General features: G+C 72.1%; 12 protein-coding genes. 3 read left to right on the top strand and 9 right to left on the bottom strand.

All coding sequences use genetic code 11. From position 1 onward, the window contains the following. Positions 1-119 precede the first annotated feature (119 nt). Together AB0C01_RS16780 and AB0C01_RS16775 are read right to left on the bottom strand one after the other, a co-directional pair. Positions 120-728, bottom strand: a complete 609-nt coding sequence (locus AB0C01_RS16780; protein WP_357251355.1) for a VTT domain-containing protein — start codon at positions 726-728, stop codon at positions 120-122. Positions 729-830: 102 nt separating this feature from the next. Then, on the bottom strand, positions 831-1,526 hold the full coding sequence (locus AB0C01_RS16775; protein ID WP_357571562.1) for a 50S ribosomal protein L11 methyltransferase: 696 nt from the start codon (positions 1,524-1,526) through the stop codon (positions 831-833). 181 nt (positions 1,527-1,707) lie between these two features. On the opposite strand from AB0C01_RS16775, the gene AB0C01_RS16770 reads away from it, so the two are divergent. Continuing rightward, complete coding sequence (locus tag AB0C01_RS16770; protein ID WP_007462771.1) at positions 1,708-1,911, top strand: cold-shock protein; 204 nt, start codon at positions 1,708-1,710, stop codon at positions 1,909-1,911. A 48-nt stretch (positions 1,912-1,959) separates the two neighbouring features. Here the strand turns inward: AB0C01_RS16770 and AB0C01_RS16765 are convergent, their stop codons facing one another. From AB0C01_RS16765 to AB0C01_RS16745, 5 genes are all read right to left on the bottom strand, one after another. Next, entirely contained in the window at positions 1,960-3,243 is a 1,284-nt protein-coding gene (locus AB0C01_RS16765; RefSeq protein WP_357571541.1) for an MFS transporter, read from the bottom strand. Then, the gene (locus AB0C01_RS16760) at positions 3,240-3,815 is read right to left on the bottom strand and encodes a metalloregulator ArsR/SmtB family transcription factor (protein ID WP_357571540.1); all 576 of its coding nucleotides are present in this window, start codon (positions 3,813-3,815) and stop codon (positions 3,240-3,242) included. Before AB0C01_RS16760 ends, AB0C01_RS16765 begins: the two co-directional genes overlap by 4 nt. A gap of 112 nt (positions 3,816-3,927) precedes the next feature. Further along, the gene (locus AB0C01_RS16755; RefSeq protein WP_357571539.1) at positions 3,928-4,800 is read right to left on the bottom strand and encodes a hypothetical protein; all 873 of its coding nucleotides are present in this window, start codon (positions 4,798-4,800) and stop codon (positions 3,928-3,930) included. 159 nt (positions 4,801-4,959) lie between these two features. Beyond that, the gene (locus AB0C01_RS16750; protein ID WP_357571538.1) at positions 4,960-6,642 is read right to left on the bottom strand and encodes a CocE/NonD family hydrolase; all 1,683 of its coding nucleotides are present in this window, start codon (positions 6,640-6,642) and stop codon (positions 4,960-4,962) included. Between the two features lie 3 nt (positions 6,643-6,645). Further along, a complete protein-coding gene (locus AB0C01_RS16745; RefSeq protein ID WP_357251446.1) occupies positions 6,646-7,161 on the bottom strand; it encodes a MarR family transcriptional regulator in 516 nt (171 codons plus the stop codon). Between the two features lie 124 nt (positions 7,162-7,285). On the opposite strand from AB0C01_RS16745, the gene AB0C01_RS16740 reads away from it, so the two are divergent. Next, positions 7,286-9,412 (top strand): efflux RND transporter permease subunit, encoded by a 2,127-nt coding sequence (locus AB0C01_RS16740; RefSeq protein WP_357571537.1) that lies wholly within the window; start codon positions 7,286-7,288, stop codon positions 9,410-9,412. A gap of 46 nt (positions 9,413-9,458) precedes the next feature. On the opposite strand, the gene AB0C01_RS16735 is transcribed toward AB0C01_RS16740, so the two are convergent. After that, positions 9,459-10,340, bottom strand: coding sequence for a transglycosylase SLT domain-containing protein (locus AB0C01_RS16735; protein ID WP_357251338.1), 882 nt, complete (start codon positions 10,338-10,340; stop codon positions 9,459-9,461). A 33-nt stretch (positions 10,341-10,373) separates the two neighbouring features. Further along, positions 10,374-11,792 carry a DedA family protein gene (locus tag AB0C01_RS16730; RefSeq protein ID WP_357251335.1) on the bottom strand — a complete coding sequence of 473 codons (1,419 nt, stop codon included), beginning with the start codon at positions 11,790-11,792 and terminating at the stop codon, positions 10,374-10,376. Positions 11,793-11,925: 133 nt separating this feature from the next. Here AB0C01_RS16730 and typA point away from each other — a divergent pair, with 133 nt between their 5' ends. Then, entirely contained in the window at positions 11,926-13,794 is a 1,869-nt protein-coding gene (gene typA / locus AB0C01_RS16725) for a translational GTPase TypA (RefSeq protein WP_357251332.1), read from the top strand. Positions 13,795-13,868: the final 74 nt, after the last annotated feature.

Raw genomic sequence — 13,868 nt, 5'->3', positions numbered from 1 at the left:
CTTCGGCAGGACGTACGCGTCGGCCGCACCTTCCGGGGCACCCGGGAACGGCACCGGGCGGTCAGGCTTGATCCCTGAGCCGGGCACGGCAGGCCCCGCCCCCAAACCGCAACCACCCCTCAGCCAGTGACAGCGAACAACCGCCGCCGCGCCCCCAGCAGCACGACGGAGGCCAGCACTACCCCGACCCCCATGGTCACCAACAGCGGGCTGGGGTCCCCCGGCAGCAGCCCGGCCAGCGATCGGGACGCGGTGCCCAGCGCGAGGTAGAGACCGGCCCAGGCGGCGGCGCCGAGCGCCGCGCAACCGAGAAATCGCCGGTACGACATCCGTAGCCCGCCGGCGGCCAGCGGAAGCAGCGCGTTGAACACGGGCAGGAACGGCGCGACGACCATCATCCGACCGCCACCGCGACGCAGGATCCCCTCCGCGGCTGCCCAGCGCGGCTCACCGATCCAGCCACCGATCCGGCTGTGTCGCAGCCGCTCGGAGTAGCGACGGCCGATCAGGAAGCTCAGTGACCAGCCGGCCAGGCAGCCGACCAGCACCGCGGTGAAGGTCGCCAGCCCGGTGGTCGGGCGGCCCACCCCGACGGCGGCCAGGATCGCCACGTCGCCGGGGACCAGGACACCCAGCAGGGGTACGGCGTCGAAGAGCATGACGAGGCCCAGCACACCCATCAGCAGCAGAACCGGTAGTTCTCCGACCTGTGCCAGCCATTGCGTCATGCCTCGTACGCTATGGCCGCCGCACCGGGTCGGACATCCGGTTCCAGCCCCCACACCCCCCTGGTATCGGTCTCGGGGTCGTCCCTGAGGCGTCGTCCGCGCTCAGACGGGCCGGAGCACCTGCACCCGACGTAACGACGAGTCGACCGAGGGTTCGGTGGTGGGCACCGGATAGTCGGCCAGGACCGCCAGGCGGTCCGCCGGTAGGTGCCCCCGGCCGGGGTCACCGACCAGCACGTCGGCGCCCCGGGCGGCGGCCCTCTGCAGGAAGGGCAACATCCGGTCGGCCATCGCGCGGTCGTAGAACACGTCGCCGGCGACCACCAGATCGGCCTCCACGTCGGTGCCGTCGAGCAGGTCGTCGCCGGTGACGTCGACGGCGACCCGGTTGGCCCGCGCGTTGAGGGTGACGGCGGCGACGGCGTACGGGTCGATGTCGTTGGCGACCACCTCCGCGGCACCGGCCAGCGCGGCGGCGATGGCCACCAGTCCCGACCCGGCGGCGAGGTCGAGCACCCGACGACCGGCGGCCAGTTCCGGGTGGTCCAGGAGGTGGCGGGCCAGGGCCTGACCGCCGGCCCAGGCGGACGCCCAGTACGGGGCCGGCAGGGCGTGCCCGGCGGCCGCCTCCATCCGAGCCCAGTAGACGATCGCGTCCTCGGCCAGGTGCAGTCGCACCTCGGGGACGAACGGGGTGGGCACCAACCGGAGCCGGTCCAGGCCCGCGCCGGGCGCGTCTATCTCGCGCTCCAGCTCGGTCAGCACGTCGGCTGCGGCACCCCTCATCGGCGCAAGCATGCCCCAGCGGCGGGTGTTCGGGGCAGGTTTCACATGCCCGCACGTAGAGTTCACCCGACTTCACAGGAAGACCTACGGCACTTCGGCCAGCGGATTGGGGTTTCGCCCGTTACTGTCGGACAGGTACGGGCGATCATCGGCCAGAGGCCGAGGGTCAGCCGCTTTGAACAGGGAGAGATGCATGGCAACCGGCACGGTTAAGTGGTTCAACTCGGAAAAGGGCTTCGGTTTCATCGAGCAGGACGGTGGAGGGCCGGACGTGTTCGTCCACTACTCCGCCATCGCCTCGAGCGGCTACCGGGAGCTCAACGAGGGCCAGAAGGTCGAGTTCGAGGTGACCCAGGGGCAGAAGGGTCCGCAGGCGGACAACGTCCGCCCGATGTAGCTCCGTGCCGGTGACGGCGGCCGGTCTCCGGCCGCCGTCGCAGCGCACTCAAGACGCCGCCGGGGCGGCGGGCAGGTCCCGCCGCCTCCGGATCGGCCCGATCAACAGAATCAACGGGGTGACCGCCAACCAGGCGGTCATCACGAATATGGCTGTCCCAACGCCGTAGCGCGCGCCGAGGGCTCCTGCGAGCACGGCCGCCAGCGGGATCGTGCCGTAGTTGAGCAGATGCATGCTCACCGTCACCCGCCCGAGCAGGTGGTGCGGCGTGTAGGTCTGCCGGAAGGCAGCCTTGACCACGTTGCCGATGGCCACCCCGAGGCCGATCAGCACTCCGCCGAGGGCCGGCCAGATCAGCCCGACGCCCGGTGCGGCGAGCGGGATGAGCAGGGCCGGCGGGCCGGTGAGCAACGCGGCGACCAGCAGTGCCCGCGCGGTGCCGCAGCGGCGGCCCAGCGTGGTGGCGAGCAGCGCCCCGGTGATCCCTCCGGCGCTCATCACCCCGACCAGCGCGCCCACCAGGCCTGGTTCGAGTCGAAGCTCCCGGACCAGGAAGACCACCAGAACGGCCTGGTAGCCGGTCAACCCGATGTTGCTGGCCGCGCCGAAGACCGTCAGCACCCGCAGGTACGGGTCGCGAGTGACGAAGCGCAGCCCCTCGGCGATGTCCCGGCGCAGTGAGCGGGATCGGTCCGCCCGGCGGCGTGCCCGTGGTTCGACGGTGCGAATCCGCAGCAGGAAGATCGCGGAGGCCAGAAACGTGAACGCGTCCAGCACCAGCGCGGCAACGGCACCGGTGAGCTGGGCGATCAGGCCGGCGAGGCCGGGCCCGACGACGTAGCTGACGGTCTGGGTCGCCTGGAGCTTCGCGTTGCCCTCCGGCAGTTGCTCGGGTCGCAGCAGCACCGGCAGGTACACCTGGTCGGCGGTCTCGAAGAAGACCCGCGCGGCGCCGGCGCTGAGGGCGACCACCAGTAGGTGCCCCACGGTGAGCCGGCCCAGCAGGGCAGCCAGTGGGACGCTGAGGAAGGCCAGTGCGCAGAAGAGGTCGCACACCACCATCACCGACCGGCGGGGCAGCCGGTCCACCCACGCGCCGGCCGGCAGGCCGATCAGCAGCCAGGGCAGCCAGGCGGCGGCGGTGAGCACCGCCACCTGGAAGGTGCCGGCGTCCAGGACGGCGACCGCGACCAGCGGAAGCGCGACGGTGGTGACGTTGCTGCCGATGCTGCTGACCGTCTGTCCGGTCCAGAGCAGCCGGAAGTCACGGTGCCGCAGCAGCCCGCCGCGTGGCGGGACCGTCCCCGGGTCGGTACGGGTGGCCGCGGTCACGGCCGGGCCGGAATTCCGTGCGCGAACACGAAAACCGGCTGCCGCTCGTGGCCGTCGGCGGGGACCGACCGGTCGGCCCAGCGGTCCAGCAGCGCGACCATTTCGCGGCTCAGCTCGGCCAGTTCGTCGGGGGTGAGGTGCAACCACTTGTTCAGAGAGAACGGGCCGTCGTGCCAGGCGGCCTGCGCCGCGTCGTCGGCGGCGTGCCAGGCTCGGGCCAGGGCGACGTGCCGGTCCAGGTTGAGAGAGGTGGCGGCGTCGGCGACCGCTCGGGCGGCCGGGTCGGCGTCGAAGTCGCGGTTAGACCACCGCACCCCTCGGGTGACCAGCCGCCACCACCGCTCGCGCCGGTCGCGGGCCAGCTCGGGAGCTTCGGTGACCAGGTCCGCGGCGGCGAGGACCTTGAGGTGGTGGCTGACGTTCGCCGGCGCCTGGCCGGTGCGCTCGGCGAGCAGGCCGACGGTCGACGGCCCGTGCACCTTGAGCACGTCCATCAGCCGGCGGCGCAGCGGGTGGGCCATGGCGGCCAGCACCCGCGAGTCGGTGACGTGGCGTACGTCGGGGGTCTCCATGCCCCCAGGATGACATCCGCAACAGCTCTTGCGCAATGGATGTTGCCCAAGAACTGTTGCGGGATGCGACGGGCAGGGAGGGGCGACCCGGCGGGGACGGGCCGCCCCTCGCTCAGGCGACCAGCCGGCGGGACAGCTCGTCGGCGACCTGTTTGGCGATGGTGGGCGGAATTGCCGCGGCGATATCCTCCGGCGTCAGCCCGGTCAGGACACCCTCGATGATCGCCGCCTCGTCGGTGAAGTCCTTCCCCATCAGTGCGTTGAGCGTGGTCTGCAGGGCGGTGAGCTGCTTCGTCATCGCCTGCAGGTTCCAGTTGCCGGTCACCGGGGCACCGGTGTCGTCCCGACCCTCCGCCATCCGGGTGTAGATCTGTCCGATCGGGTAGCGACCGTCCAGCACGGTGAGGTTCTTGTGGACGGTGGCCAGCCAGTTGTGTTCTTCGGGGGTCATGTCGTCGTCCTCCAGGAGTCCGATGGAACTGAGGTAGCGGCGGAACAACGGCCGTTGGTCGCGGCCGGCCTTGATGGCGTCACGGAAGAAGCTGAAGTGGGTGTGCCAGCGGTGCGAGCTGTCGCCGGTGTTGCGCAGGCCGAGGCGGTCCCACCGCTTCACGGTGCTGCCGTCGGGGCTGTAGATGATCTCGCGGATGTCCCGGGTGTCGGCCGCGTTCGCGACGCACTGGGCCACGCACCAGAGCGAGAAGCTGGCCATGGTGTGCGTCCGACCACCGGAGCGGACCTCGAACTGGCCGACGTCCAGCGCCGCCGCGTCCAGGGTCAGTCCGGCCCGGTCCCGGGGTGACTCGACGACCGAGTAGTCGTTCGTGACCACCCGGTCCGAGCCGCAGTGATAGCCACCGCGGTGGGCCGGATCGCCGACGATGCCGACCTCGTCCGGATCCAGGTCGTCCGGGCCGGGGGCGTTGTCGAGGTGAGTGAGAAGCAGGCTTCGGAGGGCCAATAGGTTTGCCGGGGCCCGAGTCATGGGGTCCCCCTTCCAGATGGGGCGGGGACCGGGACGACGTCACACCGCGTACGCGATGTTGGGCTTCGGGCGATCCCGGTCGGCTTGCTGCACGGCACCGGGCGTTACCGCAACCATAGCCCGCAATATCGATGAATGCCCAGCTCAGACGGGTTCTTTTTAGATTGGGGGTGCCGTCGGGGCTGAGTGGACGATCGGCAGCAGCAGCGCCGACGGGTGCGTGGGGTCATGCAGCACCTGCTGCCAACCGGCACGCAGCGTCACCGCCGTACCGAGGGGTTCCCCGGTGCCGGGGTTACGCGCCCACCGCGGATGGGCGCCGCCGGCGACCTGCACCCGCAGCCGGTGCCCGGCGGCGAACCGGTACGCGGTCGGCCAGAGCGCCACCGGGACCCGCAGCACCCCGGACGAGTCGGCGGGAAAGCGCTCGGGTGTCACCCGCACCAGACCGTCGCAGACGTTCCACGATCGACCGCGCTTGTCCACATCACACAGCCGCACGAAGACGTCCAGGTGCGACAGCTCGGCGCGGACGTGGATCTCGGCGCGTACCGGGCCGATCGCCTCGAGCGGTCCGGTCAGCGGGGCGCTGGTGTAGGTCAGCACGTCGGGGCGGGCCTCGACCTGCCGGTTGTCCACCGGACCGGCTCGCTTGGCGACCAGCAGCGGCCCACCCAGCGACGGGGTGGGGTCGGCCGGGTCGTACCGGAACTCGTCCGGCGCCGACGCGACAGGTGGGCGTACCGCCAGTTCGCCGCCCGGATGCAGGTGCCAGGCGGTCTCCACCGTCGGGGGTGGCCAGTCCGGCAGGTCCCGCCAACCACCGCCGGGACCACCCACGTACAGCCGGACCGGGGCGGCCGCGGCGCGGCGTGACCCCCGGCCTGCCCGGGTCGCCGCCGTCAGGTGCTCGTCGAGCCAGGCCAACCCCTCCCGCAGGGCAGCCACGAACAGTCCGGGGCTGCCGTGCGTCCAGGGGCCGATCACGAGGCGCGGCCGCGTGCCGGCGGCGCGCAGCGTGGCGTGGTCGTCGAGTTGGGCGGGCAGGAAGATGTCGTGCCAGCCGGTCACCATGACCACCGGCGCCCGCACCCGGGCCACCCGGTCGGCGAAGACGCGCTCGCGCCAGTACGCCGCCTCCGGGGTGTGGTGGCGCAGCCACTCCTGAAAGAACGGGATGGTCACGCCGGTGGCCACCCGGTCGGCATCCGCGAGCGGCAGGTGTACCAGCGCGGCGGCGAGCCGGGGCTGGCCCCGCTTGAGCTCCCACTGCCGGGCCAACCACGGCACGGTCTGCGCGTGCAGCAGCTCCGCCCAGGTCAACACGGTGTCCAGGGCGAAGGACTCCCCCGCGTACGTCGAGTCCCGGGTGGCCGAGGCGGTCACCACCGCGACCATCGCGCGCAACTCGTCGCCGGCGTCGGCGGCCAGCGCCCACTGAGCGAAACCCTGGTAGCTGATCCCGAACATGCCGAGCTGGCCGGACCACCAGGGCTGGCGACGCAGCCAGTCCAGGGTGTCCACTCCGTCGTCGCGCTCGTGCACCAGCGGCGCGAACGTGCCGCCGGACCCTCCGGTGCCCCGACAGTCCTGGATCACCGCGTGCCGTCCCCGCGCGGCGAGCACCCGGCCGAGCAGCCGCAGCGGACCGCCCCGCCCGTACGGGGTGCGGATCAGGACGGTCGGGGCGTCCCGCGCCGCCGGGGCGTAGTGATCGGTCCGCAGCACCACACCGTCGCGGGTCCGGATCGGGATGTCGCGGGTGACCCGCACCGGGGCGGGACGGATCGGTGGCAACCGCAGCACGGCGGCGGCGAGGCGGGTGACCAGCCGGTCCGGCACGGCTCAGCCCGTCGTCGGGCGGGGCGATCCGGGCCGGGCGGCGCGCACCGCGTCCCGGTGCCCCCGCAGCGACTCGCTCATCTCCGCCATGAACCGGTGCACCACCTCCAGCTCGTCGTCGTCGAAGCGGGCCATCACCGTGTCGGTACGCGCGCCCAGCGGCTGGAAGAACCGCATGGCGAGCGCCGCTCCCTGGTCGGCGTAGTGCAGCAGCACCTTGCGCCGGTCGACGGTGTCCCGGTCCCGACGGATGTGGCCGGCCCGCTCCAGCCGGTCGATCAGAGCGGTGACCGAGCCGGAGGAGAGGTTGAGCTGCTCGCCGAGGCGGCCGGGGGTGATCGGGTCACCGACCAGCTCGGCGTCCATCACCGCGATCAGGGCCTGGAGGTCGGTCGGGTTGAGACCGTGCAGGTTGGCGAAGGCGTGGCCGACCTGCTGGGCGTCCACCGCGTACCGCCGGAGGTTGTTGGTGATCTCCGCGACCAGCTGCTCGCGGCGCGTGTCGCGCCGCCGGTACATGCCGTGAGTCGCCACCTCGCGTCGCTCTTCCCGTCGTCGGTCTCCCGGGTTGCAGCATAGATCAGCCCCGGATAATCTCGGCTATCAAGATACTTGCCTGCCGAAGGACTTTTGGGGTCATCTGATGTCTGTGTTCACCAGGGTCGCGCGCGGTCGGCTGGCCGCCTGGCTCACCGTGGCCGCGGCGATCGTCGTCGGCGCGGTCGTCTTCGGAACGCCCCAACCGGACAACCCGGCACCGGTCTCCGCCACCGGCCTGTCCGCGCAGTGGCAGTCGACCCAGGTGGAGCGCCTGCAGGAGCAGCTGCCGTCCAGCGAGGTCCAACCGGCCATCGTGGTGGTGAGCCGAGGTGACGGCGGCGCGCTGAGCGAGGCCGACCGCGCCACCGTCACCGCCCGCGCCGGCGACCTGGGCCGCTTCGCGGTGGATGGGCGGGTCAGTCCCCCGCAGCTCTCCCCGGACGGGGCGGTCGCGCTGGTCGCCGTGCCGATCGACACCGCCGGCGGTCAGGACGAGGTCACCGACACGGTCGAGAAGCTGCGCGCCGCGCTGGCCGACCTGCCCGGCGGGCTGACCGCCGAGGTGACCGGTGCCCCGGCCTTCACCGCCGACCTGTCCTCGGTGTTCGACGGTGCGGACGTCACCCTGCTCGCGGTGACCGCCGCCGTGGTGGCGCTGCTGTTGCTGATCACCTACCGCAGTCCGTTCCTGTGGGTGGTGCCCCTGGTCGTGGTCGCCGCGACCGAGCAGCTCACCCTGCGCGCGGTCGACGCCATCGTCCCGGCCGTCGGCGTCAACCTCCAGCCGGGCCAGGTCACCGGCATCGCCAGCGTGCTGGTCTTCGGCGCCGCCACCGACTACGCGCTGCTGCTCATCGCCCGCTACCGCGAGGAGTTGGGGCGCGAGCAGGACCGGTACGCGGCGATGCGCGCCGCGTTGCGCCGTACCGCCGAGCCCATCCTCGCCAGCGGCGGCACCGTGGTGCTCGGCGTCCTCACCCTGCTGCTCAGCGAGCAGGAGACCAACCGGGCACTCGCCGTGGCCTGCGCCACCGGTGTGGTCTTCGCCATGTTCTCGGCGCTGTTCGTGCTCCCCGCCGTGCTGGTGCTCCTCGGTCGCGGCCTGTTCTGGCCGTTCGTACCCCGCGTCGGTGGCCCGGCCCGCGAGGGACGGCTCTGGGGCCGGCTCGGCACCGCCGTGCAACGCCGCCCGGTGGTGGTCGCGGTGCTGGCCACCCTGCTGCTCGGTGGCCTGGCGCTGGGCGGGCTCGGGATCCGCACCGGCCTGTCCGAGACCGAGCAGTTCCGGGCGGAGCCCGAGGCGGTGACCGGGGCGCAGACCCTCGCCCGTGCGTTCCCCGCCGGCAGCACCCAGCCGGTGGCCGTGCTCACCAACCCGGCGGCGGCGCGGGCGGTCACCGAGGCCGCCACCGCCGTGCCCGGGGTCGCCTCGGCACGCCCCGGCGACGCCGGGGACACCGTCGCCCAGGTCGACGTCGTCCTGGACGCCGAACCCGGCACCACCGCCTCCGACCGCGCCGTCGAGGCGCTGCGCGCTGCGGTTGCCGCCGTTCCCGGTTCCGCGCCTCCGGCCGCGGCCGGCGCCGACGCGCCGTCCGGGGCGATCGTCGGTGGCTCGGTGGCCGCCACGTACGACTCCGACGAGGCCAACGACCGCGACCTGCGACTGATCCTGCCGATCATCCTGCTGCTCGTCGGCGCCGTGCTCGTGCTGCTGCTCCGCGGCCTGCTGGCCCCGCTGCTGCTGGTGCTCACCGTGATCGCGTCGTTCTTCGCCAGCCTCGGCGCGGCGTGGCTGCTCTTCGACCACGTGCTGGGCTTCCCCGCACTGGACAGCGGTGTGCTGCTGCTGGCCTTCGTGTTCCTGGTGGCACTCGGGGTGGACTACAACATCTTCCTGGTCACCCGTGCCCGGGAGGACGCGCGCGGCGCGGGCACCCGCGACGGGATGCTCTCCGCCCTGCGGGTCACCGGCGGGGTGATCACCAGCGCCGGAGTGCTGCTCGCCGCGGTCTTCGCCGTGCTCGGCGTGCTGCCACTGATCACGCTGACCCAGATCGGCATCATCGTCTGCATCGGCGTGCTGCTCGACACCCTGCTGGTGCGCACCGTCCTCGTGCCGGCGCTGGCGTTCCTGCTCGGAGACCGCTTCTGGTGGCCCGGACGGATCACCCCGGAGCACCCGGCGGACAGCCCGGCGTCGCCGGAGCCGGTCGCCGCCCGCGACTGACCGACACCCGCGGGGCCGTGGCGACACCGGCACGGCCCCGTCGAGATCAGTAGCCCAGGCAGACGCACTCGGTCATCAGCGCCCGCACGTTGCGCACGTACGACGGGTTGGGGATGACCAGGGGCTCGCCCTCCTGCGCCACCGCACCGTGCCCGGCGTTGTACGCGGCGATGACCGCGTTGAGCAGGCAGGAATTCAGCTCGGCACCGCACAGCCCCGGGTCGAGGCGGAAGTCGGACTCGAAGTACATGTCGCCGATGTACTTCGTGACCCAGGCCAGGTAGGTGGCCCCCAGGGCGGCGTTGTCCCCGTAGTCGTCGATCTCGTAGCTCTGCTCGAACCGCTGGTTCATCCAGGTCGCGGTGCCCGGCATCACCTGCATCAACCCCACGCCGCCGTCGCAGGCGTAGATGTTGGACTGCCAGCCGCTCTCCTGCCAGGCGGTGGCCTTGAGCAGGTCGAGTGGAATCTTGATGCCCGGCGCGGAGACCGGCCAGTAGGAACGGCCGGCCGCCTCGGTCAGCGCCGCCTTCACCTCGGCCTGGGCCACCTCCGTGCCCCGGTAGGTCGGCTTGCAGGAGCTGGGCGCCGGCTTCGGCGGCGCCGGCGGGACCACGGTCTCGGTGGGCGGTTTCGCCACCGCGAGCGGCTTCGGGGCCGTGCGGGTCGGCTTCTTCTTCGGCTTCGCGGTCGGCGATGGCGACGCGCGACGGCTCGGCGCGGCCCCCAGTGACTCCACGGTGCTCACCGAGGGGCTCGGCTCCGCGCTGGCCTCGTCGGTGGGGGTCTCCAACGGCGTGTCGGCGAGCGCGACCGGAGCGGTCTGGTCCTGCGGGCTCTCCCCCTCGCCGGCGCACCCGACCAGCACGCTCGACAACAGCAGCCCGGCGAGCGCGGCAGCGCCCAGCCGTTTTGTCCATCGAACCATTTCCATGCCTCCCCGTGTGACAGTGGTCGCACCCTAACAAGGTTCCACCGGGCGGCGATGCCCCTGCGACGGCGTGCGCACCTGGTCGTCCGGCTGTTCGAGATCACCGACGGCCCGGTCCCGGGTGGCCCAGGCGACCATGAACACCACGGTCCAGAGGACCCCGAGCAGCACCGCCGCGGCGGTCCCGCTCGCCGTGTCCAGGCCGAGGTAGAGCCGTGCACCGCCGATCCCGAGCACCCCCGCGGCGGCGGTCGTCCACGCGGCCACCGCCGCCGGCCAGCGGGCACTGCGCGACACCAGCCAGGCCAGGGTGCAGAAGCTCGCCGCGGCGACGGCGTTCTGGGTCGAGAGCGCGGCCACGTCGCCGCCGTCGGCTGTGGCGCCGTGCGCACCAGTCACCTCGGCGGCCACCGCCAGCACCACAAGCGGCACGAACGCACCGACCGTGCCGACCACGCTGAGCAGGTCCGCCCGCCATGGTCGGCTACGCCACGCCAGCACCGCCGCCACCAACCCCACCAGGGTGATCAGAACCGAACCTCGCATCGCCGACACCACGACCATCGTGGCCTCGGCGGCGTCCGGGGTACGCCGGGCGGCGAACCACCCCGCGATGGCGTCGTCGAGCGCGGCCAACCCACTGTTGCGGATCACCACGGCGAGCAGGCCGGCGATGGCGAGCCCGGCGGCGAAGAGCAGCAGGAGCCCGGCGGCCAGATTGAGCAGCAGCGTCCAGGCCGGCCCGATCCGCATGGCCACCAGGAAGAACAGCACCCCGTAGCGCGCGGTGAGCCACCGCACCGGGGGTAGCGCGCCGGCCCGGGACAGCAGCGCGCGGACCGGGTCGGGATTGCGACCCAGCCACCGGCCGACCAGCACGACGCCCAGCAGACCGGCCAGCAGCAGCAGCGCCACACCGGTGGCCCGGCCGAGCAGCCGGGAGACCGTGTCGTACGACTCACCCGCGAGGTGACCGAGCAGGACCGAGCCGCCCACCCAGGTCGCCACCCCGGCAAGGTTCCACGGGGCGAACCGCCGGTACGGCATGCCGGCCGCACCGGCCAACCGGGGCACCAGGGTGCGGGCGAAGGCCACCCAGCGGGCCGCGAACACACCCCGCCCACCGAGCCGGGCGAGCATGGCATCGGCCCTGGCCCACCGCTCGGGACCGACCCGGTGGCCCAGCCCGGCGCGCAGCCGGGGCCCGTAGCGCCGTCCGGCGCGGAAGGCCAGTCCGTCACCGACGACCGCCGCGACGATCATCGCGAGCAACGCCGGTCCGAGCCGCAAGGTACCGTTGTAGGTGAGGAAGCCGACGAGCAGCAGGGTAGCCTCACCCGGCACGAGCAGGCCGAAGATCACCGCGGTCTCGCCCGCCACGATCAGCGCGGCGACCAGGTAGATCCAGAGGGCGGGCAGACTCTGCACCCAGGTCAGCAGGTCGTGCACTCAGGCCCCCGGAACACGGGAGTCAGCATGCCAGCCGGGGGAACCACCCGGACAGCAGTTTCACCATAGATCAGGGGCACCTGGGGGTGACCCCGACGCGGCCTGCGCGAGCGCAGGCGGAAGGATAGAGGGTATGCAGCTTCGCACCGACCTCCGCAACGTCGCCATCATCGCTCACGTCGACCACGGCAAGACCACCCTGGTCGACGCCATGTTGCGGCAGGCCGGCGCGTACGGCGCACGCGGCGAGAACACCGAGCGGGTGATGGACTCCGGGGACCTGGAGCGGGAAAAGGGCATCACGATCCTGGCCAAGAACACCGGCGTGCACTACCTGCCGGCGGACGGCTCCGACCCGGTCACCATCAACATCATCGACACTCCCGGCCACGCCGACTTCGGTGGCGAGGTCGAGCGCGGCCTGACCATGGTCGACGGTGTGGTGCTGCTCGTCGACGCCAGCGAGGGCCCACTGCCGCAGACCCGCTTCGTGCTGCGCAAGGCGCTGCGGGCCCGCATGCCGATCATCCTGGTGATCAACAAGGTGGACCGTCCGGACGCCCGGATCAAGGAGGTCGTGGACGACACCTACGAGCTCTTCCTCGACCTGGACGCCGACGAGGAGCAGATCGACTTCCCGATCGTCTACGCCTGCGCCCGCGACGGCATCGCCTCGCTGACCCAGCCCGCCGACGGTTCGGTGCCGGACGACAGCACCTCCCTGGAGCCGCTGTTCCGCACCCTGCTGGACACCATCCCGGCACCCGCGTACGAGGATGGCGCTCCCCTGCAGGCGCACGTCACCAACCTCGACGCCTCCCCGTTCCTCGGCCGGCTCGCGCTGTGCCGGGTCCGCCAGGGCACCATCAGCAAGGGCCAGACGGTGGCCTGGTGCCGCACCGACGGCAGCACCCAGCGGGTCCGCATCTCCGAGATGCTGATGACCGAGGGCCTGGAGCGTAAGCCGGCCGAGACCGCCGGCCCGGGCGACATCATCGCCGTCGCCGGCATCCCGGAGATCATGATCGGCGAGACGCTCGCCGACGTCGAGAACCCGGTCGCGCTGCCGCTGATCACCGTCGACGAGCCGGCCATCTCGATGACCATCGGCACCAACACCTCACCGCTGGTCGGCCGGGTCAAGGGCTCCAAGGTCACCGCGCGGATGGTCAAGGACCGGCTCGACAAGGAGCTGATCGGCAACGTGTCCCTGCGGGTCCTGCCCACCGAGCGGCCGGACGCCTGGGAGGTGCAGGGCCGTGGTGAGCTGGCGCTGGCCATCCTGGTCGAGCAGATGCGCCGGGAGAGCTACGAGCTGACCGTCGGCAAGCCGCAGGTCGTGACCAAGGAGATCGACGGCAAGACCTGCGAGCCGGTCGAGCGGCTGACCATCGACGCCCCGGAGGAATACCTGGGCGCGATCACCCAGCTCCTCGCCACCCGCAAGGGCCGGATGGAGCAGCTGGTCAACCATGGCACCGGCTGGATCCGGATGGAGTGGCTGGTCCCGGCGCGCGGCCTGATCGGCTTCCGCACCGAGTTCCTCACCGACACCCGGGGCACCGGCATCCTGCACCACGTCTTCGAGTCGTACGAGCCGTGGTTCGGCGAGCTGCGTACCCGCAACAACGGTTCGCTGGTCGCCGACCGCTCCGGCGCGGTCACCGCCTTCGCGATGATCAACCTTCAGGAGCGCGGCCAGCTCTTCGTCGACCCCACCACCGAGGTCTACGAGGGCATGATCGTCGGGGAGAATTCCCGCTCCGACGACATGGACGTCAACATCACCAAGGAGAAGAAGCTCACCAACATGCGGGCGTCGACGTCCGACGAGACGGAGAAGCTGATCCCGCCGCGCAAGCTCTCGCTGGAGCAGGCTCTGGAGTTCTGCCGCGAGGACGAGTGCGTCGAGGTCACCCCGACCGCGGTGCGCATCCGCAAGGTCGTGCTCGACCAGCAGCAGCGGGGCCGCGCCGCCGCCCGCCGCAAGCACGCGGGCTGACCGCACCAGCACCGGCTACGCCTGGCCGGCGCTGTCGTTCCTGCTGCTCGGGCTGATCGCCCAGGTGACCTGCG

Source organism: Micromonospora sp. NPDC048905, from assembly GCF_040649655.1.
GTDB lineage: Bacteria > Actinomycetota > Actinomycetes > Mycobacteriales > Micromonosporaceae > Micromonospora.
Note: the sequence above shows the minus strand (reverse complement) of the source record. Positions and strands in the feature narration are given on the sequence as shown.

What these genes read in the sequence shown, in the direction of transcription:
- AB0C01_RS16760 (WP_357571540.1), bottom strand. Translation starts at nt 3,815, where the DNA reads ATGGAGACCCCCGACGTACGCCACGTCACCGACTCGCGGGTGCTGGCC.
- AB0C01_RS16780 (WP_357251355.1), bottom strand. Translation starts at nt 728, where the DNA reads ATGACGCAATGGCTGGCACAGGTCGGAGAACTACCGGTTCTGCTGCTG.
- AB0C01_RS16735 (WP_357251338.1), bottom strand. Translation starts at nt 10,340, where the DNA reads ATGGTTCGATGGACAAAACGGCTGGGCGCTGCCGCGCTCGCCGGGCTG.
- AB0C01_RS16740 (WP_357571537.1), top strand. Translation starts at nt 7,286, where the DNA reads ATGTCTGTGTTCACCAGGGTCGCGCGCGGTCGGCTGGCCGCCTGGCTC.
- AB0C01_RS16770 (WP_007462771.1), top strand. Translation starts at nt 1,708, where the DNA reads ATGGCAACCGGCACGGTTAAGTGGTTCAACTCGGAAAAGGGCTTCGGT.
- AB0C01_RS16775 (WP_357571562.1), bottom strand. Translation starts at nt 1,526, where the DNA reads ATGCTTGCGCCGATGAGGGGTGCCGCAGCCGACGTGCTGACCGAGCTG.
- AB0C01_RS16745 (WP_357251446.1), bottom strand. Translation starts at nt 7,161, where the DNA reads ATGTACCGGCGGCGCGACACGCGCCGCGAGCAGCTGGTCGCGGAGATC.
- typA (WP_357251332.1), top strand. Translation starts at nt 11,926, where the DNA reads ATGCAGCTTCGCACCGACCTCCGCAACGTCGCCATCATCGCTCACGTC.
- AB0C01_RS16755 (WP_357571539.1), bottom strand. Translation starts at nt 4,800, where the DNA reads ATGACTCGGGCCCCGGCAAACCTATTGGCCCTCCGAAGCCTGCTTCTC.